General features: G+C 70.7%; 15 protein-coding genes and 1 pseudogene. 6 read left to right on the top strand and 10 right to left on the bottom strand.

Going from position 1 to position 24498, the window contains the following annotated elements; translation table 11 throughout:
• Positions 1-1738 precede the first annotated feature (1738 nt).
• The gene (locus ACWF9Z_RS18735; RefSeq protein ID WP_453603536.1) at positions 1739-2230 is read left to right on the top strand and encodes an excalibur calcium-binding domain-containing protein; all 492 of its coding nucleotides are present in this window, start codon (positions 1739-1741) and stop codon (positions 2228-2230) included.
• Positions 2231-2603: 373 nt separating this feature from the next.
• On the opposite strand, the gene ACWF9Z_RS18740 is transcribed toward ACWF9Z_RS18735, so the two are convergent.
• Entirely contained in the window at positions 2604-2834 is a 231-nt protein-coding gene (locus ACWF9Z_RS18740) for a DUF6479 family protein (RefSeq protein WP_356652480.1), read from the bottom strand.
• Positions 2835-3503: 669 nt separating this feature from the next.
• On the opposite strand from ACWF9Z_RS18740, the pseudogene tal reads away from it, so the two are divergent.
• Positions 3504-4625 (top strand): annotated as a pseudogene (gene tal / locus ACWF9Z_RS18745) (transaldolase); the annotation flags it as partial.
• A gap of 755 nt (positions 4626-5380) precedes the next feature.
• Complete coding sequence (locus tag ACWF9Z_RS18750) at positions 5381-6397, top strand: SDR family oxidoreductase (protein ID WP_453603423.1); 1017 nt, start codon at positions 5381-5383, stop codon at positions 6395-6397.
• Here the strand turns inward: ACWF9Z_RS18750 and ACWF9Z_RS18755 are convergent.
• The 7 genes from ACWF9Z_RS18755 to ACWF9Z_RS18785 form a co-directional block, all read right to left on the bottom strand.
• Positions 6388-7473, bottom strand: a complete 1086-nt coding sequence (locus ACWF9Z_RS18755) for a helix-turn-helix transcriptional regulator (protein ID WP_453603424.1) — start codon at positions 7471-7473, stop codon at positions 6388-6390. The genes ACWF9Z_RS18750 and ACWF9Z_RS18755 overlap by 10 nt on opposite strands.
• Positions 7474-7603: 130 nt before the next feature.
• Positions 7604-8968: an NAD(P)/FAD-dependent oxidoreductase gene (locus ACWF9Z_RS18760; protein ID WP_453603426.1), complete on the bottom strand. Its 1365-nt coding sequence runs from the start codon at positions 8966-8968 to the stop codon at positions 7604-7606.
• Between the two features lie 517 nt (positions 8969-9485).
• Entirely contained in the window at positions 9486-11411 is a 1926-nt protein-coding gene (locus ACWF9Z_RS18765) for a glycoside hydrolase family 5 protein (protein WP_453603428.1), read from the bottom strand.
• A 38-nt stretch (positions 11412-11449) separates the two neighbouring features.
• The gene (locus ACWF9Z_RS18770) at positions 11450-12286 is read right to left on the bottom strand and encodes a carbohydrate ABC transporter permease (RefSeq protein ID WP_453603430.1); all 837 of its coding nucleotides are present in this window, start codon (positions 12284-12286) and stop codon (positions 11450-11452) included.
• Positions 12287-12291: 5 nt separating this feature from the next.
• Positions 12292-13293 (bottom strand): carbohydrate ABC transporter permease, encoded by a 1002-nt coding sequence (locus ACWF9Z_RS18775; RefSeq protein WP_453603432.1) that lies wholly within the window; start codon positions 13291-13293, stop codon positions 12292-12294.
• Entirely contained in the window at positions 13293-14567 is a 1275-nt protein-coding gene (locus ACWF9Z_RS18780; RefSeq protein WP_453603434.1) for an ABC transporter substrate-binding protein, read from the bottom strand. The genes ACWF9Z_RS18775 and ACWF9Z_RS18780 overlap by 1 nt, the downstream gene beginning before the upstream one ends.
• Positions 14568-14665: 98 nt before the next feature.
• Positions 14666-15877 carry an ROK family transcriptional regulator gene (locus tag ACWF9Z_RS18785; protein ID WP_453603435.1) on the bottom strand — a complete coding sequence of 404 codons (1212 nt, stop codon included), beginning with the start codon at positions 15875-15877 and terminating at the stop codon, positions 14666-14668.
• A gap of 106 nt (positions 15878-15983) precedes the next feature.
• Between ACWF9Z_RS18785 and ACWF9Z_RS18790 the strand changes: the two genes are divergently transcribed.
• A complete protein-coding gene (locus ACWF9Z_RS18790) occupies positions 15984-18119 on the top strand; it encodes an alpha-galactosidase (protein ID WP_453603436.1) in 2136 nt (711 codons plus the stop codon).
• 324 nt (positions 18120-18443) lie between these two features.
• On the opposite strand, the gene ACWF9Z_RS18795 is transcribed toward ACWF9Z_RS18790, so the two are convergent.
• On the bottom strand, positions 18444-18938 hold the full coding sequence (locus tag ACWF9Z_RS18795; protein ID WP_453603438.1) for a cupin domain-containing protein: 495 nt from the start codon (positions 18936-18938) through the stop codon (positions 18444-18446).
• A 299-nt stretch (positions 18939-19237) separates the two neighbouring features.
• The gene (locus ACWF9Z_RS18800; RefSeq protein ID WP_453603440.1) at positions 19238-19408 is read right to left on the bottom strand and encodes a hypothetical protein; all 171 of its coding nucleotides are present in this window, start codon (positions 19406-19408) and stop codon (positions 19238-19240) included.
• Positions 19409-19549: 141 nt separating this feature from the next.
• On the opposite strand from ACWF9Z_RS18800, the gene ACWF9Z_RS18805 reads away from it, so the two are divergent.
• Complete coding sequence (locus ACWF9Z_RS18805) at positions 19550-22084, top strand: DUF6603 domain-containing protein (RefSeq protein WP_453603442.1); 2535 nt, start codon at positions 19550-19552, stop codon at positions 22082-22084.
• Positions 22085-22206: 122 nt separating this feature from the next.
• The gene (locus tag ACWF9Z_RS18810; protein WP_453603443.1) at positions 22207-24453 is read left to right on the top strand and encodes a hypothetical protein; all 2247 of its coding nucleotides are present in this window, start codon (positions 22207-22209) and stop codon (positions 24451-24453) included.
• Positions 24454-24498 lie beyond the last annotated feature (45 nt).

Raw genomic sequence — 24498 nt, forward strand, 5'->3', positions numbered from 1 at the left:
ACGCCCTAGCTTGACGCCGGGTGAAATAACACCTATTTGTTCAACTTGGGGGGGGGCCCTGGTGCCTATGGCACCAGGGCCCCGAAGGAACTGCTACACCATCTGCCGGCCCTGGTACTGCGCCGGCCTACTTATCCGCCTACCCGACCTGAACTCAACGCTGTCGGGGGTGCGGGGATCGCGGTTGCTTGACCGGAGACCACCTCACTCACGATGTCCTGCGGTACCCGGACTCGCGTGGCGTCCGGGCGATCCTGATGGCGGGCCCAATCCCTCCGTTCATCCCTCGGATGATCAACTACCTACACTGGGAACTGCTGATACTGCTGATACTGCGAACTGCGGGTACTGCTCGTGGCCTGACCCAGCGCCACGTCTTCGGCAGCCAGCCCCGTCGCCCGTCCTGCGTCTGCTCTGGCTTAGAACCCCACTGCCGAACCTCCCGGTGCGCGCGCCCGCAGCCCGACGCCTTCACCGAGGTACTGCTCCACTCACTTCACTGCTGGGTACTACTACTGCGAACTACGTGTACTGCTCTTACCGCTGTACTGCGAACCGCTTTCACTACTCGTGACCTGACCGAGCGCCACGTCTTCGGCAGCCAGCCCCGTCGCCCATCGTGCGTCTGCTCTGGCTTAGAACCCCACTGCCGAACCTCCCGGTGCACGCGCCCACACTTCGAAGGGTTCACCGAGGTACCACTCACCTACTTCACTGCTGGGTACTGCGAACTACGGGTACTGCCACTGCGTCAACTGCGGTCCTGCTCACGGCGGCCCCTGATCACTGCGGGCCACCCGGTCCGGTCGCCAGTCCCGTCGCCGTCCTGCAACCACTCTGGCTTCGACACTCCACCACCGCACCGTCATGCGTACTGCGACTACTCGTACTGCGGGTACTGCTGCCCGGCAGTTCGTCTCTGCCAGGCCCTTCGGTCTCTCTGGGCTACGAGAGAAACCATAACCACAGCACCGCCATATGTCTACTCCGGCCACCACAGATTTTTGGGAGCGCGGTGGGGAGATAATCACCCCCCGTGACGTCGTCCCCCTTCCACCGGAGCGTCTGCCTTCCAGGACACACTTTCGCCAGCTCGACCCGAGCGGGCTGCTGGGCCGAGAGACCCGCGCACGAAAAGTCACGGCGGGGCCGGTGCCGGACCGCCGTGGCACGACCGTCCGAGGGGCGCAAGGCTTACCGCGAGGCGGCTCTCCCGAGCCCTGGCCGCACACCCGTACTGGGCCGTCCCCCGGCGGCCGGATGGAGCTGGTGCGCCAGGCCCGTGCCACCCCTTGGGTGTGGCCGGCGTGATCGTTTTCGGCGCAGGCCGACGTCGCGATGGGCCTGTGGGCCGACAGGCGAGTGCGCTGCTCTGCAGAAACTGTTTGGGGCTGTCCGGTGACCAGTCGGCCGTTGAGGCGTTGCCTGGTGGGCCGCCTGCGTGCCGCGTGGGCACGCCTCGAGGCGGTGATCATGCCCCGGGCCCTCTCCCCTATCCGCACTTCGCCCCTCTTTGGTGCTTTCAGTCTGGAGACGCGTGTACCCACCCTGTGAACCCAGTCGACCTTCACCCGTTGCGGGCCGTCGCTGGCATCCCGCGTGGGCGGTTCCTGCCGTGGTCGCCGCGACGCTGGTCATTCCCCCGCTCGGTGCCGCGCTGGCATTCGTGGCGCGTTGGGACAGGGCCGGCAAGGCGGTGACGGTCGTGTTGGCATCGGTCTGGTTCGGAGTGCTGCTGATGGCCGGTGCCAGTCCGAAGCCCGTCGGTGTTGACGCCAAGCCGCAGCCTCAGCCGGTGGTCGTGGTCACGGTTACCGCTCCCGCCTCGACGGCTCCTGCACCGGTCCCCGTGTCGCCTGCTCCAACGGCGTCCGCGCCGGTGTCGTCGCCGGAGTCGTCGCCGACGGGGGCGCCAGCGCCGCCGCTTCCTCCTGCCCCTGAGGGGGTGGCCGGTGCTGCCCGGCGGCCTCAGCCTGATGCGCCGGCGGAGCCGGAGCGCCAGCCGGTGGTGGATGACGCCAAGACCAGGGCTTCGGGAAATGCTCCTGCCGCCGACGCACCCTCATCCGGCAACGGCAAAAGCAGGAGCTCGGCGTCCGGGAGCGGGAGTGCGGTGTCGTACCGGAACTGCACCGCGGTCAGGCAGGCGCAGGCGGCTCCGATCCGGCGTGGCGATCCTGGCTTCGGGCCGCATCTCGACCGTGACGGTGATGGTGTCGCCTGCGAGTGATCCCACCGGCTGCGGTGGAGGCTGTCGCGCCCGTGCGGAGGCGTGGAGGTGTGGAGGCCAACACCCCCGACACGGCCTGGTCAGCCCCACCCGGCTTGGGGATGGCTCGACTGGGACCAGCGGCGGCGTGCTGGGCCTCGGTCTGACGTTCGTGGCGGGCCGGGTGCCGCCCTCCTCCTCGGGGCTGATCGGGGAACGCCGCGTCTCGGCGCCGCGCCACCACAGCAAGCGGCCGTAGGTGCGGAAAGTGGCCAGCGCGGCGCCGACAACTCCGATGTAACCCGATTGGCCGAGAGGTACTACTGAGACGTCACGCGGCTGTGGCCAGCCGGCCCGGCGCGTGCTCGTGATGCACCCACCGGCGCCTGGTCGCTCAGGAGCGGTGGTGTGGATCGGGGTCGTCGTCGGGGGTCTGCCAGGAGTCCTGGTGGGCTCTGGCCTGCGGGTTCTGTCCGGTCGGGTTGGTGCCGGGGTCTGTACCTCGTGTCCTGCGCCGAGCGCCGTAGGCGAAAGCTCCGATCAGCAGAACGACCAGTACGACACCGGCCAGCAGCAGGAACAGGGACGAGGAGCCCTCGGCTGCGAGAGGCGCTGAAGTGATCATGTCGTGCGCTTACCCGCAATCGGCGGCTTGGCACAACTCCAGGGAATCCGATCGGGCGGTCCGCGTCGGCGCTTCGCGGCGAGCGGCCGTGTACACCCTGTGGGTGCTGAGGGGTCGGCGCAGCGCCCGCGCGCCGGTCCATGGAATCGCACAGGCCGACCGGGCTGAGGGCTTCGGCGGACCCGCCCGTCGCAGCTTCCGGGCGGAGGCGCAAGCGCTGCGCGGCGCCGCTTCCCCCGCGATGTCCGAGGGCGGCCGGGACCGAAGCGCCGACGGCAACGGGCTCAGCCGCGCCACTGCCGAGCAGTTCGATGTTCGTGCCGCCGCCTGATCGACGACCCCACCCCGGCTGGGTTGACAGAGCTCACGCAGGGGACCGGGGTCGACCCGGGTCAGCCCGCCGGGGCGCTGCGTGGGCGCGGGGAGGTTCCGCCGCACTTCGCGCTGCCCCCCAGCGCGTCGAGGCCCGCCGAACGCACACCCGGCCGAGCCGTTGACGTCACCGCGGACGCATACGGCATCAGCGGATCAACCGCTCGAATCGTTTTGGTTCGAGCACCGCGGGCAGGCGGAGTGGGAACCACCATGTCGAGCGCCGCCACCAGCGGTTACGCCCGCCGGGCGAACACATCCAGCGGGGGCGGCGCCGCGCCCTTCTGGAGGCTTCGCATGACTGTTTCCGCTGGCTCTGGCCCGCTTGCCGCTCTGTCCGCCGCGGGGGTGTCGGTCTGGCTCGACGACCTGTCCCGCGAGCTCCTGGCCGGTGGAGAGCTCAAGGGGCTGATTGCGGACAAGCACGTGGTCGGGGTCACCACCAACCCGACGATCTTCGCCTCCGCGCTGTCGAAGGGGGACCGCTACGACGAGCAGTTGCGGCGCTTGGGTGACGAGGGGAGCAACGTCGATGACGCGGTGTTCGCTCTGACCACGGACGACGTACGGGATGGCTGCGATGCCTTCGGTGCGGTCTACGAGCGCACCGGCGGCATCGACGGACGGGTCTCGCTCGAGGTCGACCCGCGGTTGGCGCAGGACGCCGATGCCACCGCGACCCTGGCCCGGAAGCTGTGGGAGGCGGTCGACCGCCCCAACCTGTTCATCAAGATCCCGGCCACCCGCAAGGGCCTGAAGGCGATCACCGCGGTCGTCGCCGAGGGCATCAGCGTCAACGTCACGCTGATCTTCTCCCTGGAGCGTTACCGCGAGGTGATGGACGCCTACCAGAGCGGCCTGGAGCAGGCCCAGGCCGCCGGCCGGGACTTGGCGGACATCCACTCGGTGGCGTCGTTCTTCGTCTCCCGCGTCGACACCGAAGTCGACCGCCGCCTCGACGCCATCGGCACTCCCGAGGCCCGGGCGCTCAAGGGCAAGGCCGCGGTCGCCAACGCCCGGCTCGCCTACCAGGCGTACGAGCAGACGCTCGTCGATCCCCGCTGGCAGCGCCTCGCCGCGGCCGGAGCCCGTGTGCAGCGTCCCCTGTGGGCATCCACCGGGGTCAAGGACCCGTCCTACCCCGACACGATGTACGTCAGCGAACTCGTCATCGCGGGCACGGTGAACACCATGCCCGGCGCCACACTGGCCGCGTTCGCCGACCACGGCACCCTGCCCGCCCACGCACCGACGGTGGACGTCTTCACGGCCGCCGCCGCACACCTGAAGGCGCTGAACGACGCAGGCATCGACTTCGGAGACGTCACCGACACGCTGGAGCGTGAAGGGCTGACCAAGTTCGAGAACAGTTGGATGGAACTGGGCGAGTCGGTGGAGCGCGCAATGCACGCCGCAGCCGGCACCGGGGGCGCCCCCGGCGGGAGCCGGGACGGTGACGTCGGGAACGCCGATCTGCTGGGTATCTACCTCAACGACCACTATGCCGGCGCCACCGGTGGGCTGGAGCTCTTCCGGCGGGCGGCCCAGGCCCGTACGGAGCCCGAGGAGGCCACGGCGCTGGCCGGCCTCGCCCAGCAGGTCGACGAGGACCGCGACGCGCTGGCCCGGATCATGAGCGATCTGGGCATCTCCCTCAGCCAGTCCAAGGCAGCCATGGGTTGGCTCGCGGAGAAGGCAGGCCGCCTCAAGCCCAACGGGCACTTCCTCTCCCGTTCACCCCTCAGCGACGTCCTGGAAGCGGAGTCGATGCTGCTGGGCGTCCTGGGCAAGGCAGCCTGCTGGCGCACCTTGCGTGCGTTGGCCGACTCCGACGAGCGCCTCTCCGCCGCGAACCTGGACGCGCTGTTGGAACGCGCCGCACAGCAGAGTTCCGCGCTGGAGGCACTCCGCTCGGCGACGGCTGCCCGGACGCTGTCGTCCCGCCCCGCCGCCTCGCGGTGATGTCGGCCGGGGAACCGCCCCTCCCGACGTGACCACAGCGAAGCTCAACCGGACCGCGGGCGCAGGCGTCGCGGGTGACGTGCAGCAACCCCTCCCCCACGTCTGCGCAGAACCCGACTTTCGCCGAGAGCCACGCCCTGGCCGGGTGATGCGCGGCACCCCCCGGTAAAGGGTGACGTGATCTGTCAGTTTTGGCAGGAACGATGGATGTCATGAGCCACGGAGACATCACCCCTCAGAACCCGCAGAACACGCAGGACCAGCAGAACAGCCAGGACACGCAGAACACCGAGCAGTCCGGCCGGTCCGGTCCGCTCGCGGGCCGGATCGCGCTCGTGGCGGGTGCCACCCGCGGTGCGGGGCGGGCTCAGGCCGTGGAGCTCGGCAGGGCCGGTGCGACCGTGTACGTCACCGGCCGTACCACCCGGGGCCGGGCCAGCGAGGTCGGCCGGACCACCGAGACCATCGAGGAGACCGCTGAACTCGTCACCGCGGCGGGCGGCACCGGGATCGCGGTTCCCACCGACCATCTCGAGGAAGCCCAAGTACGCGCCCTCGTCGAGCAGGTGGACCGGCAGCACGGGCGGCTCGACATCCTCGTCAACGACCTGTGGGGCGGCGAGCACCTTCTGGCCACCTCGGTGTTCGGGAAGAAGAGCTGGGAAACACCGCTCGCCGACGGCCTGCGGATCCTGGAGCTCGGCGTGCGCTCGCACGTGATCACGGCGGCGCTGCTGCTTCCGCTGCTGATCCGCTCCGACGCGCCGCTGCATGTGGAGGTCACTGACGGCACCGCGCGCTCCAACCGCCGCTACCGGGAGAACATGTACTACGACCTGGCCAAGAACGCCCCGATCCGCCTCGCGTTCGGCCTGGGCCAGGAGCTGGCCGAGTACGGGGGCGCGGCCGTCGCGGTCTCGCCGGGGTTCTTGCGCTCGGAGCAGATGCTCTCCCACTTCGGTGTGCGTGAGGACAACTGGCGTGACGCGATCGCCCAGGAGCCGACGTTCGCGATCGCGGAGTCACCGAGCTACGTCGCCCGTACGATCGCGGCGCTGGCCGCCGACCCGGACCGCGCGAAGCGGTGGAACGGCAAGTCCACGTCCAGCGGGGAACTCGCCAGGGTGTACGGGGTGACGGATGTGGACGGCAGCCAGCCGGACGCCTGGGCATACTTCGAGGACGTCACTTTCGGCGGTAGGAAAGGCTCCCCCGAGGACTACCGCTGATCCCGCCCACTCCGGTCCTGGCTACTCCGGTCCCGCTTGCTCCGTTCCGCCTCCTGAGGGTCGGCCTGGTAGAGGGCGGCCAGGGCTGCGGCGCGCTCACGGAACCGGGCGCGCAGGCGAGCCGGGGCCAGCACCTCGGCGTCCGCGCCGAGCCGGGACAGCTGGTCGAAGGCCACGTCCTCGGACTCCGCCGGCAGGTCGAGGGTGACCAGGCCGGCGGGGTCGGGGGCGCTCGCGGAGCCGAGCGCATCCGCGACGGCGGCCCCGTCCACGACGGCGGGCAGCTGCCGTAGGCCCCGGTCGGTCAGCCGGACCGTGACGGTGGTGCGCAGCAGGGTGCGGGCGAAGGCCGCCGACCGGGTATCCCAATGCGCGGCCAGCTCGAAGGCCGGGTCGCGCACGAACGGCTCCTCCGTTCCGGGTACGGGTCCCAGGGCGGTGATCCGGTCGACGCGGTAGGTACGCCAGCCGCCGTCACGGTCCTGCCCCTCGCCGGGGATGCGGGCCACGACGTACCACGTGCCGGCCTTCAGCACGAGCCCGTACGGCTCCACCACCCGCGCCACGGCGGAGGGCGGTGCGCCGTCCCGGCCGGGCCGCAGGTACGACAGTTCGACGGCCCGGTCCGTCCACACCGCGCGGGCCAGCTCCGGCAGCAGTTCCAGGGTGGCGGGTTCGCGGAACCAGGCCGGGGCGTCGAGGTGGAAGCGGCGCGCCGAGGACTCGGCGCTCTGGCGTACCGACGGGAGCAAAGTGGCGGTCAGCTTCAGCCGGGCTGTTTCAGCCGCGTCCGACAGCCCCAGATCCCGCAACGCGGAGGGCAGACCGGACAGGAAGAGCGTCTCCGCCTCGTTCGGATGGAGCGTGGTGAGCCGGGTCCGGTATCCCGCGGCGAGGAAGTACCCGCCCGCCCGGCCCCGCTCCGACCGGACGGGGACTCCGGCCTCCTGCAGCGCCTGGGCGTCACGGATCACGGTCCGCTCGGAGATCTCCAGCTCACGGGCGAGAGCGGCCCCGGTCAGGCCGGGGTTCGACTGGATCAGGAGAGCCATACGGATCAGGCGGGCGGCGCGCATCCTCCAAGGATCGCCGACCCGGCGGACGCCGCACGAGGTCGGTAAGACCGAGACCGGCGACGGAGCGACGGGGGCTGCCGGTCGACGGCGTTCCGGGGCGACGCATGCCGCGCCGCCCTCGCCGGAACCGTCAGCCCCCGTCGGCCGCCGTACGGGCCCGCACCTCCTCCGGGGTGAGGTAGTGGTCCGTGTACTCGAAGTCGCGCAGCGTGCCCGGCTTGTAGGTCTGGAAGCCGGTCCGGACGAAGTCGTCTCCGGCCACGGCGTTCAGGAGCCAGTTCGTCATCACCCGGGTCTTCGCGGCTCCGGTGCGCAGCGCCGCCCAGTGGTAGCCGCGGGCCACGGCCTGGGCGGGCATTCCGCGCAGGTCGATGCCGAGCGGCCGGGAGACGCCGTCGCGGCCGCCGAGGTCCACGACCAGTCCGAGGTCCTTGTGCACGTACGGACGCAGCGGCGTGCTGCGCAGCGTGGCGACGAGGTTGTCGGCGGCGGCCTTGCCCTGGCGTGCGGCGTGCTGCGCGGTGGGCGGGCACACCGCGCCGTCCCCGCCGCCCGCGAGGTCGGGTACGGCGGCCGCGTCGCCGAGCGCGAACACACCGTCCGCTCCTGGGACCCGCAGGTCCGGTGCGACGACGAGCCGGCCGCTCTTGGCCGTCTCGGCTCCCAGCGTGGCGATGAGCGGGCTCGCGGCGACGCCGGCCGTCCAGATGAGGGTGCGGCAGGGCAGCACGCGTCCGTCGGTGAGGGTGATGTCCTCGGGGGCCGCCTTGGCGACGGAGGCGCCGAGCGAGACCTCGATGCCGCGGCGGCGCAGCACGTCGAGGGCGGCCCGGCCCAGCCGGTCGCCGAGCTCGGGCATGAGCTTGGGGGCCACGTCCACGAGGTGCCAGCTGATCTCGCGCCGGTCCAGCCGGGGGTAGCGGCCGACGGCGTTCGTGGTGAGCCGCTCCAGGGAAGCGGCCGTCTCGGTACCGGCGTAGCCTCCGCCCACCACGACGAACCCGAGGCGGGAGGCCCGTTCCGCCGAGCCCGGCGCGGCGGCGTCGGCCAGGTCGAGCTGGGCGATCACGTGGTCGCGCAGGTGGGCCGCCTCGGCCAGGGTCTTCATACCGCGGCCGTGCTCCGACAGGCCTGGGATGTCGAAGGTGCGGGTCACGCTCCCCGGCGCGAGCACCAGGTGGTCGTACGGCTGGTCCACCAGCTCCCCGGTGATCTTCCGGATGACGCAGACCTTGGCCCGGGTGTCGACGCCCACGGCCCCACCGGGCACGATCTGGGTCCGGTGGCGGCGGCTGCGGCGCAGCGACACCGCCACGGACTGGGGGGTGAGCACCCCGGAGGCCACTTGAGGCAGCAGGGGCAGGTAGAGCTGGTAGGAGAACGGAGTGACCAGCAGGATCTCCGCCTCCCCGGGTGACAGCGTCCGCTCCAGGCGGCGTACGCAGGAGACGCCGGCGAAGCCCGCGCCGACGACCATGATCCTCGGTCGCGCCATGTTGTCCGTCCCTTCTCGGGTGTACGGGTCCCCTGCACGCCTTCCCCCGCAGACCGTTTCATGCACACGGAAAGCGGGAGGGACACCTCCGAGTTCTGGAACGGTCGGTACATCGACGCGGGCACCGTCCGCCGCCTCACCGCCCAGCGGAAGCTCCGCCGCGAGATGCACCGCCGGATGCACGGCAACGGCTACTGCGGCGCGCCCTGTCGAGAGGGACTGCCAACGTCTCATCGATCTGTGGGCCCTGCAGGTTCTTCGTCACCACCGTCCGGCCCGCCCCACGCTCGAGCGCCAGCGCCAGCGCCAGCGCCAGCGCCAGCGGGACGATGCGGCCGCCCAGGGCCAGTTCACCCGCGAGCAGGACTTCGGCGGTCTCCTCAGCCGACTGGACGGAGAAGCGTGTTGCTGTGCATGGTGTCGTTCCCTCCGCGGGAGTTGCCGGGCCGGGGCCGACCGCTCTTCGGCCGGCCCCGGACTCGGTGTGTCCCGCAGTTCCACTCGGTGCGGGCGAGGGTTACTTCAGCGGGCGGCAGAGCAGGGCGTCGAGGACGCCGCCCGTGTGCGCGTACCACGCCGTGGCGACACCGGCGATGTACTCGTGGTCGGCGCACTGGCCCTTGTAGTAGCCGGGCGCCCAGTCGCTGGTCACCGAGCCGCCGGTGGAGGGCCGGTTGTCGCCCTTGTCGAACCACACGGTGCGGCCGGTGAGCGGCAGCGGATCGGCGGCAGGTGCGCAGAGCACCGCCTTGACGGGCCCGTCGGCGCTGTAGCCGACGACGAAGCTGTTGTCCGGGCACTGCAGCTTGCCTCGGCCGGGCGCCCAGTCGCCGTGGGTGGCGTAGCGCTCGTCGGTGACGACCGTCCAGTTGCCGGGGGCCTTGACGGGTTGGTTCGCGTCGGTGCACATGCTGCGGTCGGAGCTGCGGGCGAAGGCGGTCAGCCGCTCGGTGTCGGGGCAGTTGCCCTTGCGGTTGCCAGGGCTCCAGTCCGGCTTGGCGAGCATCGTGGCGGACAGGTTCTGGTTGCGGTCGAGCATGTTCCAGCGGTTCGCCTCGGGAACCTGACCGGTCTTGCCCGGCGCGTTGACGAGTTTGTTCCAGGCGGTGGCGCGCCAGTCACCCGGGTCCACGACACTCTGCTTCTTGCCCGTGGCGTCGTAGGAGATCAGCGCCCAGTTGTCGTTCGGCTTGCCGTTGGCGCCGGTCCAGCCGACCAGCGGCCACTGGGCGAAGTCGGTGTCGTTCTTCACCAGGATGTCGGTGAAGTTGGCGAACCAGGTCTTCTCCTTGGTGTCGTCGGAGCCGCGTCCGGCGGCGCCGAACTCGCTGATCCAGACCGGGGCGGTGAAGTGCTGGCCCTCCTGGGTGACGAACAGGGCTTCCTCGTCGACCAGTTGCTTGAGCTTTTCGAGCGGGAAGTCCTCGTAGGGCCAGTCGTTGGTGTGGCCGGGGCCGCTGTCGGCGCCCGTGTAGTTCGGGCCCGTGTAGCCGTAGAAGTGGGCGGCATACACCAGCTTGTTGGACTTGATCAGGGTGTTGGAGAGGTTGCGGACCGGGGTCAGCATCGGCCTGCCGTAGCTCATCCCGTTGAGCGGTATGCCCTGCCAGTTGATGCCCTCCATGACGATGAGCATGTCGGGGTTTGCCTGGAGGATCTTGTTGCCGGCCTCCTGGAAGGCGGCGTACAGGTCGTGGTCGTCGCCCCAGCCCCAGTTGGCATCGTTCCAGGTGTCGCGGCGGACCTCGTTGCGCAGGTCGGCGCCGACCACGCGCTTGTCGTCCTTGTACCGGTTGGCCAGGGAGACCCAGTCGTCCACCCACTGCTTGGTGGACTGCCCGCTGTTCCAACGCTCGTTGCCGTCCAGGCCGCAGCAGAAGCGGTAGCTGGTGGTGTGGTTGTTGAGGATCACCGCGAAACCGTCGGCGGTGAGCGCGGCCACCACGGCGTCGAAGACCTGGAGGGGGGTCTTGCCCTTGAGCTGCGGGTTGGCGGTGACGGCCGGGTCGGGGACGGCTGCGGTGTCGCGCATCATCGCGTTGGCGAAGGGCAGCCGGATGCTGTTGATGCCCAGCGTATGGAAGTCGGCCAGGATCTTCGCGATCGGCGTCCGGTCCAGGCCGAGCGGGATGTTGTGCGCGTTCTGGTCGGCCTGGTGGTTCGCCGTGTCGTTGACGTCGCCGCTGCCCTCCCAGGTTCCCTGGGCGCCGGCCCAGTTGCTGGACTTGAGCTTGAAGCGGTTGCCGTTCGCATCGACGATGTACCGGCCCCGGGTGCTGAGCGGTGCTGTCCAGGAGGCGGCGAGCTGCTGGCCGGTGAGCGCGACCGGTGCGGTGGAGGCAGGTTCCGCGGGGGCGGCGGAGCCGGGGACGGCGCCGATCAGCAGCAGGCCGACGGCGAGGAGCACCGGAAGTCCGCGGGCGGTGGATCTGGCCAGTCTCATGGTGGTGCCCTTCGTCGGGGTGGGGGGAAGGAGCGGGCTCAGCCCTTGAGTCCGCTGGTGGCGATGCCTTCGACGATGTAGCGCTGTGCGACGAGGAACATGACGACGAGCGGAGCGACGGTCACGACCGCTCCGGCGAAGAGTCCCGGGAGGTTGATGGTCTGGGCGGTGAGGAAGTTCGACAGTGCGATCTGCGCCGTCCACGACCCCGGATCCTGTCCGACGACCAGCGGCCACAAGAAGGCGTTCCAGCTGTCGATGAACGCCAGCGCCCCCAGTGAGGCCAGCATCGCCGCGGAACTCGGGAGCGCGACCCGCCAGTAGAGCCCGAGCCAGCCGAGGCCGTCCAGACGGCCGGCTTCTTCCAGTTCCTTGGGGAACCGGAGGTAGAAGTTGCGGAACAGCAGTACCGCAAAAGGGTTGAACAAGCCAGGCGCGATGATGCCCCACAGCGTGTTCACTCCGCCGAGGGAGCCCACGACGATGAACGTCGGGACGAAGGTCGCCGAGCCCGGGATCATCAGGGTGGCGATGACGAGCGCCAGCAGGAATCCGCGTCCTGGCAGAGGAATCCGTGCGAAGGCGAACCCGGCGGCCGAGGCGAACAGGGTCGAGAGCGGTGCGCTGATCAGCGCGACGATCAGTGAGTTCCGCAGGCCGTCCGCCATGTGCAGGGTCGGGTCGGAGAACAGGGAGGTGAAGTTCTCCCAGTGCGGGGTGGACGGCCACCAGGTCCAGTGCGGTGACGTGATGCCCTGGGAGTCCATCAGGGAGTTGCGGAGCATGATGTAGAAGGGCGCCAGGAAGATCAGGGTGACCACGCCGATGAGCGCGCTCCGGGCCGTCACCCGCACGGTGCGGTTGAGTGATCGCACGGTTCTCACTCCTCGTTCTTCCCGAAGCCGGTGATCCGGCCCTGGATCAACGTCACGGCTACGATGAGGGCGGTGACCGTGAACGCACCGGCCGATCCGAGGCCGTAGTTCTGGTCCTGCATCGCCTTGCCGTACAGGTAGACCAGTGGCGGGCGCACCGCTGTCGCGGCACCGCTGGTCGCCCCGCCGCCTCCGGTGAAGAGGTTGTAGAACTCGTCGAATGCCTGGAACGCAGCGATGAACAGCAGCATGAGCACCGCCACCGAGGTGTTGCGGAGCATCGGCAGCGTGATCCGGCGCGTCAGGCGCCAGCCGGTCGCGCCGTCGAGGGACGCCGCCTCGTAGACCTCCCGGGGGATCCCCTGGAGGCCGGCCAGGAACAGGACCATGAAGAAACCGACCTGGAGCCAGAGCCGCAGGGTGACGATCACGACCCAGTACAGCGGTGGGCTCTGCGTCTGGAGCCAGGGCGTCGCATCCATCCCGAACCAGGCGCCGATGGTGTTGGCGACGCCGCCGGGGACGCCGTTGAACAGGCACATCTTCCACACCAGCGAAGCGGCCACGTACGACACCGCGGCCGGGATCAGGAAGCTGGTGCGGAACAGGGCCCTGCCACGCCTGATCCGGTGGACCATCAGAGCCAGACCGAGCGAGCCGGCGAACGTGACCGGCACGATGAACAGCGTGAACAGCAGGATCTGGGTGAGCGACTTGCGGAACTCGGGGTCCGCGAGGAGCTGGGAGTAGTTGGCGAATCCGACCCAGTTGCCCAGGGCGATCGTGCGGTCCGCCTTGGAGAAGCTGAGCAGGAAGCTCCACACGATGGCGACGTACTTGAAGATCCCGATGCCGACCAGGATCGGGGCGCTCAGCAGGGCGAAGGCACCTATGGTCCGCCAGTCCGTACGTCGACGCCGGGTTGCCGCGGGGGCGGCGTCCCCCGACAGGTCCTCGGGACGTCCTGAGCGCGTCGGCGACAGCGTCGCCCGGGGGGCGGTGCCCATCAGACCTTCTGCTTGTCGATCTCGGGCTGGGCCTTCGCGGCACCGGCGGTCAGCAGGTCCGCCACGTCGCCCTGACCGGTCATCGCCTTGGACACGGCGTCGCTGAAGGCGGTACGGACCGCGCTTGACCAGGTGTTCGGGTTCGCCGTGCCGTACGCGGCCGCCAGCTCGACGGCTTCCTTGGCTGTACCGGTACGGAGCTTGTCGGCCGCGGCGACGACGGCCTTGCGCGGCGGGATGTGGAGACCGTAACTCTGGGAGAAGTCCTTCTGCAGATCGGTCTGCGCGATCCACAGCCACTGCACGTACTTCTTCGCCGCTTCGACGTTCCCGCCCTTCGCGTTGACCAGGCAGCTCCAGCCGCCGATCCGGACCACCGGCTTGCCGCCCGCCTTCAGGGCCGGCCACGGGGCCACGCCGAAGTCGTCGCCGAGCTCCTTCTCGACGGCGGGCATCGACCACAGGCCGCCCCACTGCATCGCGGCGGCGTTCTGGGTCAGGGCCGACGGGTCCCACCAGTCGGTGGTGAAACCGCGCAGCAGCGAGTTGTCGGCATGCAATCGCTTGACGGCGGTCAGGGCCTCGACGGCTCGTGCGGAGGCGAACGCGGCCTTCCCGTCGGCCACCAGCTCGCCACCGTTGGACAAGATCGCGTTGAACGGAGCGTCACCGACGCCGTCGTTGCCGACGAACAGGCCCTTGGTGTTCTTTGTCGTGAGCTCCTTGGCGGCGTCGGCGAGTTCGACGAACGTCGTCGGGACCTTGATGCCGGCCTTGTCCAGGGTGCTCTTGCGGTAATAGAGCATCATGGCGTCGTCGACCTGCTTGACACCGTAGAGCTTGCCGCCGGCCGTCAGGTACTCCAGGTTGGTGCTGGTGAAGTCCGACTTGCTCGCGCCGTAGATGTCATCGAGCGCGGCTATCTGGCCGCTCTTCGCCAGGCCGGTCTCGAAGTCGCCCAGTTCGAAGACGTCGGGCGCCTCGGAGGTCAGCAGCGTCGAGCTCAGCTTCGCCTGGTAGTCGCCGGGTATCCAGCTGATCTTGACCGCGATGTCCGGGTTGGCCTTGGTAAAGGCGGTGGCGTAGCGGGTCACGGCCTGCTGGGTCCCGGCCTCGCCGTAGGCGTGGTACCAGACGTTCAGCGTGGTCTTGGGGCCGCCGGCGGAACCGCTGCCGGCCGGGTCGGTGCTGCACGCGGTGACGGCGCCCGCGACGAGCAGAAGGGACCCGCCGAGAAATCCCCGTCGGCTGAGGTCGGCCTTGCGTAGGCTCATTTCGCATCCTGTCTTCGTTGAGGGATCAAAGGACACCGGTCAGGGCTGTGCGGCGGCGCCGAAGCCATACGTCGTGCGCGTGGTCACCGGGCGCGTGGTCACCGGGCGCGTGCGGTGGTGCGGACCTGAGGGAACAGGGCCTGGATGCTGACCGCGGCGGCGCCGCGGGCCCACTCCTCGAACGGAAGCGGACGGACGAGGACCGGAGCCCGAGCGGCGGCTCCGAAGGCGTGCGCGGCGAACGACGCCCAGATCCGCTCCTCGAACAGGTCGTACGTGTCGAGCCCTTCGCCGGAGACCACGATCCGCTCAGGGCCGCAGATGTTGACCATCGCCGCGACCGCGAGCCCGATCGCGGTTCCGGCCTTGGCGAAGACCTCCTTCACCGGCTCGTCGCCCGCTCGCGCCCGCTCCACGGCGCGTCCGAAGTCCATGTCGCTCTCGCCGGACGCCGTTCGCGCGGCCGCCAGGATCGCCCCGGTGGTGGCGACGGTCTCGACGCAGCCCTGACGGCCGCAGCGGCAGCGCGCGCCGTCCGGATCTACGCAGATGTGCCCGATCTCCCCGGCCACGCCGTACGCCCCGGTGAGCAGACGGCCGTCGACAACGATGCCGCAGCCGATGCCGGACCCGACGGTGACGAGCGCGAACGAGTCGGTTCCCACACCCTCGCCGAACCAGTGCTCCGCGACGGTGAGCGCCTTGACGTCGTTCTCGACGGTGACGCCGAGCCCGGTCGCCTCGGCCGCGAGCTGGCCGATCGGGACGTCCTGCCAGCCGAGCCGGGCCGACCACCGGACCAGCCCCCGGACCCGGTCTACGTCACCGGAGATGGCGACGCCGAGATTCCGGGTCCGGGCGCGGTAGTCAGGGCCGGAGTCGAGGAGTTCGTCGACGAGCGCGGCGAGTTCCACGACCACGGCCTCAGGGCTGCGGTCCGGGAGCTGACGCCGAACGGAGACCCGCACCTGGGCCCGGAGGTCGCAGAGGACGCCGACGATCTCGCCGACCATCTCGTCGACGAGGTCTTCGGTCGTGACCTTCACCCCGACGAAGTACTCGCGCTCGGCGGTGACGGCCAGCGGGCTGACCGGACGTCCGGCCCCCGGCGCAATCCGTTCGGAGGCGAGCTCGTGCAGGTACCCGGCGTCGAGGAACGGCCGCGCGGCCTTGGTGACGGCTGCCGACGACAGGTCGAGACGGCGGGCCATCTCCACCCGGCTGAGCGGGCCTTCGGTCAGGAGGAGGGACAGGACTGCGGACGCCGCAGGCGTCGCCGAGAGCGTCTTGGCTGACTGTTCTGGAAACACGGGTGAAACCTAGGGGTATTAAATTAACTTCGTCAAGTATTGAATCCCAAGGGATTCCCCACCTACGCTCGGGCCCCAACTGCCCGTGCTCACAGGGGATTCAGCCTTGAACCACCCGCCCGTATCCTTCGACCCCGCGACCGGCCTCGGCCTGCTGCGCACCCCGAACAGTCTGTACGCGCTGCGCGTCGGCCAGGACGGAAGCCCGCGGCACATCTACTGGGGTGCCCCCTTGGGAGCCTCCGCGGTGGCCGCACTGCCCGAGGCGCACTCGCCTGCGGTCAGCAGCTTCGAGGCGGAGGCAGCACCCGACGAGCTGGGCATCCAGACCGGGGCCCGGTTCGGTCCCGCCGGGCTCCAAGTCCGTTTCTCCGACGGGGTGCGAGGGGCACAGTGGCGGTTCGAAGGACACAGCGCCGAGGGCGGAACACTGCGGATCCACCTCAGGGATTTCGTCTATCCGCTCGCGGTGGACCTCTGCTACCGCGTGCGCGACGACACCGACGTCATCGAGCGCTGGACCGAAGTCACCCACACCGGCGCCGGCCTGGGAACCGACGCGGCGGACGGCCCGGGCCGCGGGCCCTTCGTCCTCGAGCGCTGCGACTCCGCTTCCTGGGCGCTGCCGCACCGCGCGGACTACCGGCTCAGCCACTTGGCCGGCGGCTGGAACAGCGAGTTCCAACTGAACCGCGACCGACTCCCGGTCGCCGAGACCGTCCTGACCAGCCGCCGCGGTCTCACCAGCCACCACGCGAACCCGTGGCTGGCGCTGGACGACGGGACCGCCGACGAGGAGCGGGGCGAGGTCTGGAGCAGTGCCCTGGCCTGGAGCGGGAGTTGGCGGATCACCGTGGACCGTGATCCGGTGGGCCGCACCACCTGGAGCGGCGGATTCGGGCACGAGGGCGTCAGCTGGACGCTGGAGCCGGGACAGAGCCTGCGCACACCGGTCTACGCCGGGCTCTACAGCTCCTGCGGATTCGGCGCGGCCAGCCGCTCCTGGCACCGGTACGTCCGCGCCCACGTCCTGGCCCACCCGGACGAGGACCGGCCGGTCCTCTACAACTCCTGGGAGGCCACCGGGTTCGACGTCTCGGAGGCCGGGCAGCGGAAACTCGCGGCGGCCGCCGCCGACCTAGGCGTCGAACTGTTCGTCCTGGACGACGGCTGGTTCGGCGCGCGCCGCGACGCCCGCGCCGGGCTGGGCGACTGGACTCCGCGCGCCGACGCCTTCCCGCGCGGTCTGCGCCCGCTGTCCGACGAGGTGCACCGACTGGGGATGAAGTTCGGGCTGTGGGTCGAGCCGGAGATGGTCAACGCCGACAGCGACCTGTACCGCACGCACCCGGAGTGGGTCGTGCACGCACCGACCCGGCGGGCCACCGAAATGCGCGACCAGCTCATGCTGAACCTCGGGCGGCCGGACGCGGCGGCGTGGGTCCTGCGGACACTGGACGGCCTGGTCCGCCAGCACGGTGTCGACTACCTGAAGTGGGACGCCAACCGCGTCGTCACGGAGGCCGGCTGGAGCGGCCACCGGGACCCGGACCGGCTGTGGATCGACCACACCCGCGCGGTCTACGCGATCATGGACCAGCTGCGCGGCGACCACCCGGACCTGCGGATCGAGGCGTGCGCGGGCGGCGGCGGCCGCGCCGACCTCGGTGTCCTCGCACGCACCGACGAGATCTGGACCTCGGACAACACCGACCCCGTGGACCGGCTCGGCATCCAGCACGGGTTCAGCCAGCTGTTCCCGGCCCAGGCGATGGCGGCATGGGTCACCGACAGTCCGAACGCGGCGACCGGACGCGCGACGCCGCTGCGCTTCCGGTTCCATGTCGCGATGGCCGGGGTGCTCGGCCTCGGCGGCGACCTGATCGCGTTCACCGCCGAGGAGAAGGCGGAGACCGCCGAACTCCTGGCCGCGTACAAAGAGATCCGCGCTCTGGTCCAACACGGGGACCAGTACCGGCTCACCGGAGAGGGCGGCGTCCGGGCGGTGCACTACGCGGCCCCGAACGGCGCGGAACACGCGGTCATCGCCTGCCGTCCCGCGACACGCTTCGGGCACGCGCCCGCCCCGCTGGCGCTGCCCGGACTGCGGTCCGACGCCCGCTACGAGGAGCTGCCCGTCGGCACGGTCCACGACGGCGCTCTCCTGACCACGCGGGGCCTCGACCTGGGCCTGCCGGACGGCGACTACGCGAGCCGGCTGATCCGGCTGCGGCGCCTGTGACCACAGGACCGGGACGGCACGGCACCATGCCGGGCGGCGGGAACGGGCCGCTCTTGGGGACCGGACCACGTGGCTGCACCCCAGCAGGATGGACCGGTGCCCCTCATGGGTCTCGCCCAGTTCTTCTCGTACAGGGCCACAGCATCGGCCTTGGACTCGTCCGCATAATCCTTTAGCGCCATCGGCGGTCTTCTCACCCTCCGGATCAAGCAGATCCAGTATCAGCGTGTCCGCCACTCAGGAGGAGGGCCCGGGGTGCTGGAAGGCGTCGCCCATCTGTTCAGCCAGTTGTCGGGCGACCAGTCCGTTCCGGCCCCGTCCACTTCAGGCGAGGCCGGTGGCGGGCTGTGTCGCGTAGCGGCTCATCGCATCGATGTTGACCTGTGGCGTCAGCGGCCGGCCTCCGGCGAGCACCTCCTGAAGGTCTCGGAAGTACTGCACGTACAGGTCGGGTGTGAATGTGCTGAGCATGACGGCGGGTTGGTCGGTCAGGTTCGCGAAGGTGTGCGGGGTTCCGGGCGGAACCATGACGAGTGTCCCCGCGGTGGCGTCGTAGTCGTTGTCCCCGACGGTGAACCGCACGTTGCCGGAGAGGACGTAGAAGCCCTCGTCGTGTTGGCCGTGGCGGTGCTGCGGTGGACCCTGCGTGTGCGGGGCGAGGACGGACTCGGCGATCGCGAGGCGGTGCCCGGTGTGGCTGCCGTCCTCCAGAACGCGCATGCGCGTGGTGCCCAGAACGATCGTCTCGCCGTCGCGGGGACCCACCACCGACACGGCGGGGTCGGGCTGTGCCTCGCTGGTCTTCGTTTCTTCGGTCATGTTCACGAGTGCACCGCCGGGACCCCGTCGGTGTCCAAGACCCATTCAACAGGGCCGATACCTCATGGGTATCGTTGCAGCGTGGAGCTTCGGACCTTCGATCGGAGACGTTCTCCTCGCGGTATCCGTTCTGTCGCGCTACCGCCCGTCAGGTCATCAGGGCTGGTGGCAGCCATTTTGAGGCAGTTGCTGCGGAGGCGGATGGTGGCTTCGACGGCGGTGGCCGCCCTCGGGCCTCGCCCTGAGGACGTCTCGAAGACATCCGCCGAACGAACCACTCGGCCCACCGGGCTGGCTTGTTACCGTTCTCGCGCGTCGGCGCCAAGGACGCCCACCGGCAGCCGTGCCTGGTCGATTGCCATCTCATCGGCCTTGCGGGCCCGGTCGAAACGCTTCTGCACGCAGAGCGGCGCAGCCCGTGGCGCATCCGCCCACACATGCGGTTTGTAGCTTTCGGCCAAGTTCATCACGCAGAGTCGTTATGCATGAGCTTTGCGTGTCCGGCTGGCTACGATCCTCACAGCGGACGTCAGGCTTGTCGCCGGACCGGCGCGGACTTCCGTTTTCCCCTTTTGCCGCGAGTAGAGGGTTGGATCCCTGTGACAACACGCGTGGAAGACGTTCGGAAGCTTCTCGACCAGGCGGCGGGCGGGGCGGTCGAGATCCCCGTGTCCGTGTTCGCCGACCCCGAAGCTGCGGCGCTTGTTTTTCCGGGCGGCACGGTGCGGATCGACGGTGCGGTGTGCGATCCGCAGGCCCTGTCGGTCGGCGGGCAGGCCTCGGTCACCGCGTCCTCGGCACCGGTGGATATCGCGTTCACCGTCGACGGCGAGTGGGTGACCGGGACCCTGGCAACCGCAGATCTCGGCGAGGGCCGCGTTCTGGTCCTGGTCGACGGTGCCCCGGCCGACACGGACCTGCCCTCCGGTGCCTGGGTCCTGGCGGACGGCCGGGCGCTGCGGATGACCAGGCGCACGCCCGCGCCGCCGAGCGACCGCGAACGTCTGGACGGCCTGGGCCGCGCCCTGCCGCCGGTGAAGCACCGCGGCGGAGCCGCCCGCGACCGCACCCCGCAGGCGCTGGTGACCGAGAACGGCATCCTCACCCCCCGCCCCGGACCGCGGCGCCGCAAGGGCATGCGGGTCCTCGAGGCGCCGTCGGTGCGCGGCTGGTCGCCGATCGGCACGCCCGGCGGCGACAACGGCCTGAGCGTCGACTACTATAATCCGCCGCTGCGGATCGCCGGCGCACTGACCGCACTGCCGGCCTCCCCGCCGTACAAGACGGTGGTCGGCGGGGTACTGCTGGTGGACACCGGTGCGTTCAACGGCTCGGCCATGGGCGCTTACGTCGTCCCCGACGGCACCGGCGCGGATCCGTCGCTCTTCGCCTACGGCTCCCTCGGCAGCCAGACCGGCTTCGGGCCGCCGCTGTTCCAGGTGCGCGGCATCTCGGCCGGGTTCGGCTGGAACAGCCGCGTGCGGGTCCCGGCGGCCGACGCGCTGGGCAGCTTCCCGTTCCTGATCGCACTCGACAACCCGGGCGAGATCGGCGCCGACGACGAGGAGGTCGACCCGCTCAAGGTCCTCGGAGAGCTGATCGGCGGCTCCAACCCGTGGGTACGGCCGCAGGAGGGCGACCTCTGGTTCGCCGCCGGCCTGGCCTTCGACTGCTTCGAGACCTTCAGCGGCCGCGCCATGGCGCTGGTGCAGACCGGCTCCGACCTGACGATCAGCCTGCTGGGCGTCGCCGGGATGCAACTGCCCACCAAGAGCGACAAGAAGATCGCCCGGGTGGAGATCGGCATCGAGGCCACCCTGCGCCCGACGGCCGGGGAGCTGAGCATCGGCGCGGCGTTCACCGAGAAGACGTTCCTCATCGACCCGAACTGCAAGCTGCGCGGCGGCGTCGGCATGAAGTTCTGGTTCGGCGACCACCCGCAGGCCGGCGACTTCGCGTTCCTGCTCGGCGCGATCCCCGCAGGCCGCGAACTGCCCGCCCGCTACCCCCGCCAGCAGCCGGCCGGTCTGACCTGGGGCGTCGGCTCGACCGTCAACATCACCGGCAACGCCTACGCCGCGTTCACCCCCAAGTCCCTGATGGCCGGCGGCTCCCTTGACGTCGTCTTCCAGTCCGGCATGCTGCGGGCCTGGCTGACCGCCCGGGTGGACGCCCTGCTGGAGTGGAACCCCTTCTACTTCGACGTGGGCATGGGGATCCGGGTCGGGGTCTCCGCAACCATCAAGATCTGGTTCGTCAAGATCAGGATCTCGATCGAGGTCGGCGTCAGCGTTCGGATCTGGGGGCCCGCGGTGGGTGGCGAGGCCACCGTCCACCTGTGGTTCATCTCCTTCACCATCGGCTTCGGCGCCGGCCGCCGCAACCAGGCCCCGGCGCTGGACTGGGGCGGCTTCCAGGGCATGCTGCCGCCACCCGAGAACATGGTCCGCACCACGGCTATCGCCGGATACACGGGCGAGGGGACCCCGGCCACCCGCGGCGCCATCAAGCCGTGGCTGGTCAGCAACGGCGGCTTCACCTTCACCGCCGACACCCCGGCCCCCGTCAGCAAGGTCTACCTGAACCAGGACGGCGACACCGTCGAGGTGGCCACCGGCACCACCGTGGACATCCTGCCCATGCACGTGCGGGGCAAGGGCAGCGAACTGCGCGTGCGGCTCACCTACAACGGCCAGCCGTCCCTCCTGACGCCCTGGGGCCGTTCCGTCCTGCGCGGCAACGTGCCCAACGGCCTGTGGGGCCAGCGGCCGGACGCGCCGAACGACGGGATCATCCCCGACCGGATCCTCGGGATCCGGCTGACCTCGCCGCCGGTCGACCACGGCACCTCCACCGGGTTCCTCGACGAGCAGGCCATCTCCTTCGACCCGATCAACCCCGACGGCAACCAGCCGCTGTCCGCCGGCGAACCGGTCACGGGCCCGGAGCCGAGGCGGCCCGGCGGGGTCATCGCCGCGATCCAGGCCGGCATCGACACCACCGCCACCCGCACCAACCGCACCGCCCTGGCCCAGGCCCTGACCGGTCTCGGTGCCGACCTCGGCGTGCTCGACACCGACCTGAGCGGCTACGCCCGTGCTGCGGGCACCGCCTTCACCGCCGAGCCGATGCTCATCGCCGGCTGACCGGACGAGCCGCACCGGGCCGCCCGCCTGACGGCGGCGGCCCCCGCCGAGGCGCGCCCAAGACCGCGCCGGCCGTCGTCACCACCGGATCCCATCGCTGCGTCCTGTCGAAAGGCACGCCCGTGACCACCACGTCCGAACCCGCCCCCCAGCCGCGCACCAGCGCACCGGCGGCCCAGCACCGCACCCGGTTCTTCGACCACCGGATCCCCTCCCTCTACGCCGGCCGCTACCGGATCGACAACCGCCAGACCCTCAAGAATCTCGACGGAGCGGACCGCGTCATCGACGCCACCCCGCAGCCCTTCGACGTCGTCCAGCCGCGCTTCAGCTTCGACCCGACCGGCATCCACGCGCAGTTCCCCGTGCCGGACGCCGTCGGCACGTACAGCCAGACCCTCGCCCACATCAACCTCGACGCCCCCGGCCTGCCCTGGAACCGCCCCCTGGGCCCGGGCCAGCCGGCCGCCGTCCCGTGGATGGCCCTGCTGCTGTTCCGCGAGGACGAACTGCCCGAGGACCCGGACGCGGTGGGCCTGGTCAGGGCCGGCACCGTGCGCCGTCTCCTGGACGGCGCCCTCGGCGCCGGCAAGCCCCCCGCACTCCCGCCGGAGAGCCTGCGCCCCGACGAGTACGACGAGCAGTGCGCCACCGTCCTCGTCCCCAAGACCCTGTTCGACGCGGTGAAGCCGCTGCCCGCCGAGATGGGCTACCTCGCGCACCTGCGCGAGGGCGGGCGCCCCGACGCCACCCGCGCCGGCACGGACCCCGAACCCGACGAGGGCGAACTCAACGCCGTCCTCGTCGCCAACCGCTTCCCCGCCGCCACCGGCGGGCGGCACGTCGTCCACCTGGTCTCCCTCGAGGGCTTCGACCAGCACCTGACCACCCCCGCGCCCACCGAAGGCGTACGTCTGGTCTCCCTCGCCTCCTGGTCGTTCACCACCGAACCCGACTCCGGCATCGGCTTCGGCGACCTCGCCCAGCACCTGGCCACCACCGACGGCACCACTCCGCGTCCCACCGATCAGCTGCGCCTGCGTGTCCCGGCCGCCGGCCCGGCCAATCCGGCCGGCCCGCAGAAGGAGGCCCTGGACCGCATGGGGGGCGGGGCCGTGGCCCTGCCGCAGCGTCTGGAGAGCGGTGAGCGCACCCTGGCCTTCTACCGCGGCCCGCTCACCGCGCAGCCGGCGCAGGGGCTTCCCGCACCAGCTGCCACCCGCCTGGAGTCCCCGGGTGAGGCGCTGGTCTACCTGCAGCAGTACGGCGTCTTCGACACCGCCTACGCCGCCGCGTTCACCACCGGGCGCACGCTCGCCCTCGCTGACGCCGAGTTCCGTAGCGCCCTGCTGGAGTTCCGCTCCGCCGCCCGCACCGCAGCCCGCCGCCTCGCCTCCCACCCGGAGCTCACCGCCCGCGCCGCGACCGCACTGACCAGCCGTCACCTCACCGCACCCCTCGCCTTCGAGGCCTTCGACCGTCTCCTCGTGGACGGCGACACCCGATCCGGCGAGGCCCGCCTCGCGCAGGCTCTCGACCAGGCCGGCCCGCAGCTGCGCGCCGGCCGCCGCCGCACCGCGGCCCGGACCCGTCGCACCATCGGCGACACGCGTGCCGTACTCGCCCAGCCCGGCGTCGCGAGCCTGCTCACCCAGGCCGCCCCCGACGAGTTCAAGAAGGTCACCGCCTGGCTGGACGCGCTGCGCCGCCTGGAGCTGCTGGGCCTGACCCACCTGGCCCCCGATCCTCGCGCGCTGCCGGCCGAGAGCATCCGCTTCGCCTACATCGACACCGACTGGGTGCGGGCGGCCGTGGACGGTGCGCTGAGCGTCGGCGTCGGCCACACCCTGGACGCCGACCTCAACGCCCTCGCCACCGGTGGCGGACCGGTCCCGCAGTGCGCGGTGCTGATCAACTCCAGCCTGGTGCCGAACTGGCCCCACACCATTGTCACCGCCTACCGGGGTTCCAATGTGGTGGAACCGGTGCGCGACGCGGTGTTCGGCACCGAGATCCGCCTGCTGCTCTACCCCGAGGTGATCGACCGCTTCGAGATGGCCGAACCCCCACGCGGCCTGTGCTTCGGCCTCAGTGACATCGGCACCATCGAGCTGCGCCAGATCACCGGGGACCGGATCGGCCACCCCATGGGAGAGTTCCCGCCCCCGCCCCCCGCGGACGACAGCCGATTCCGCCGCTTCCTGCGACCCGGCGAGCGCGACGTCCTCAACGTCGATGGCGCCGGCGATGCCCTGGTGCCCGCTCTGTCCACCGCCCACGGGCTCACCGGAGGCCGGCGGATCACCTCCGCCCAGTTCGCCCTCCAGATGATCGACGCCCCGCAGGCGCAGACCTTCTCCCGGCCCTGAGCCCTGCCCCGTTCCCGCGCCGTACTGCCAGGCGCTGACCCCGAA

It is taken from the genome of Streptomyces sp. NPDC054961 (assembly GCF_053609145.1).

What these genes read in the sequence shown, in the direction of transcription:
- ACWF9Z_RS18735 (WP_453603536.1), top strand. Translation starts at nt 1,739, where the DNA reads ATGGCCGGTGCCAGTCCGAAGCCCGTCGGTGTTGACGCCAAGCCGCAG.
- ACWF9Z_RS18740 (WP_356652480.1), bottom strand. Translation starts at nt 2,834, where the DNA reads ATGATCACTTCAGCGCCTCTCGCAGCCGAGGGCTCCTCGTCCCTGTTC.
- ACWF9Z_RS18750 (WP_453603423.1), top strand. Translation starts at nt 5,381, where the DNA reads ATGAGCCACGGAGACATCACCCCTCAGAACCCGCAGAACACGCAGGAC.
- ACWF9Z_RS18755 (WP_453603424.1), bottom strand. Translation starts at nt 7,473, where the DNA reads ATGCGCGCCGCCCGCCTGATCCGTATGGCTCTCCTGATCCAGTCGAAC.
- ACWF9Z_RS18760 (WP_453603426.1), bottom strand. Translation starts at nt 8,968, where the DNA reads ATGGCGCGACCGAGGATCATGGTCGTCGGCGCGGGCTTCGCCGGCGTC.
- ACWF9Z_RS18765 (WP_453603428.1), bottom strand. Translation starts at nt 11,411, where the DNA reads ATGAGACTGGCCAGATCCACCGCCCGCGGACTTCCGGTGCTCCTCGCC.
- ACWF9Z_RS18775 (WP_453603432.1), bottom strand. Translation starts at nt 13,293, where the DNA reads ATGGGCACCGCCCCCCGGGCGACGCTGTCGCCGACGCGCTCAGGACGT.
- ACWF9Z_RS18780 (WP_453603434.1), bottom strand. Translation starts at nt 14,567, where the DNA reads ATGAGCCTACGCAAGGCCGACCTCAGCCGACGGGGATTTCTCGGCGGG.
- ACWF9Z_RS18795 (WP_453603438.1), bottom strand. Translation starts at nt 18,938, where the DNA reads ATGACCGAAGAAACGAAGACCAGCGAGGCACAGCCCGACCCCGCCGTG.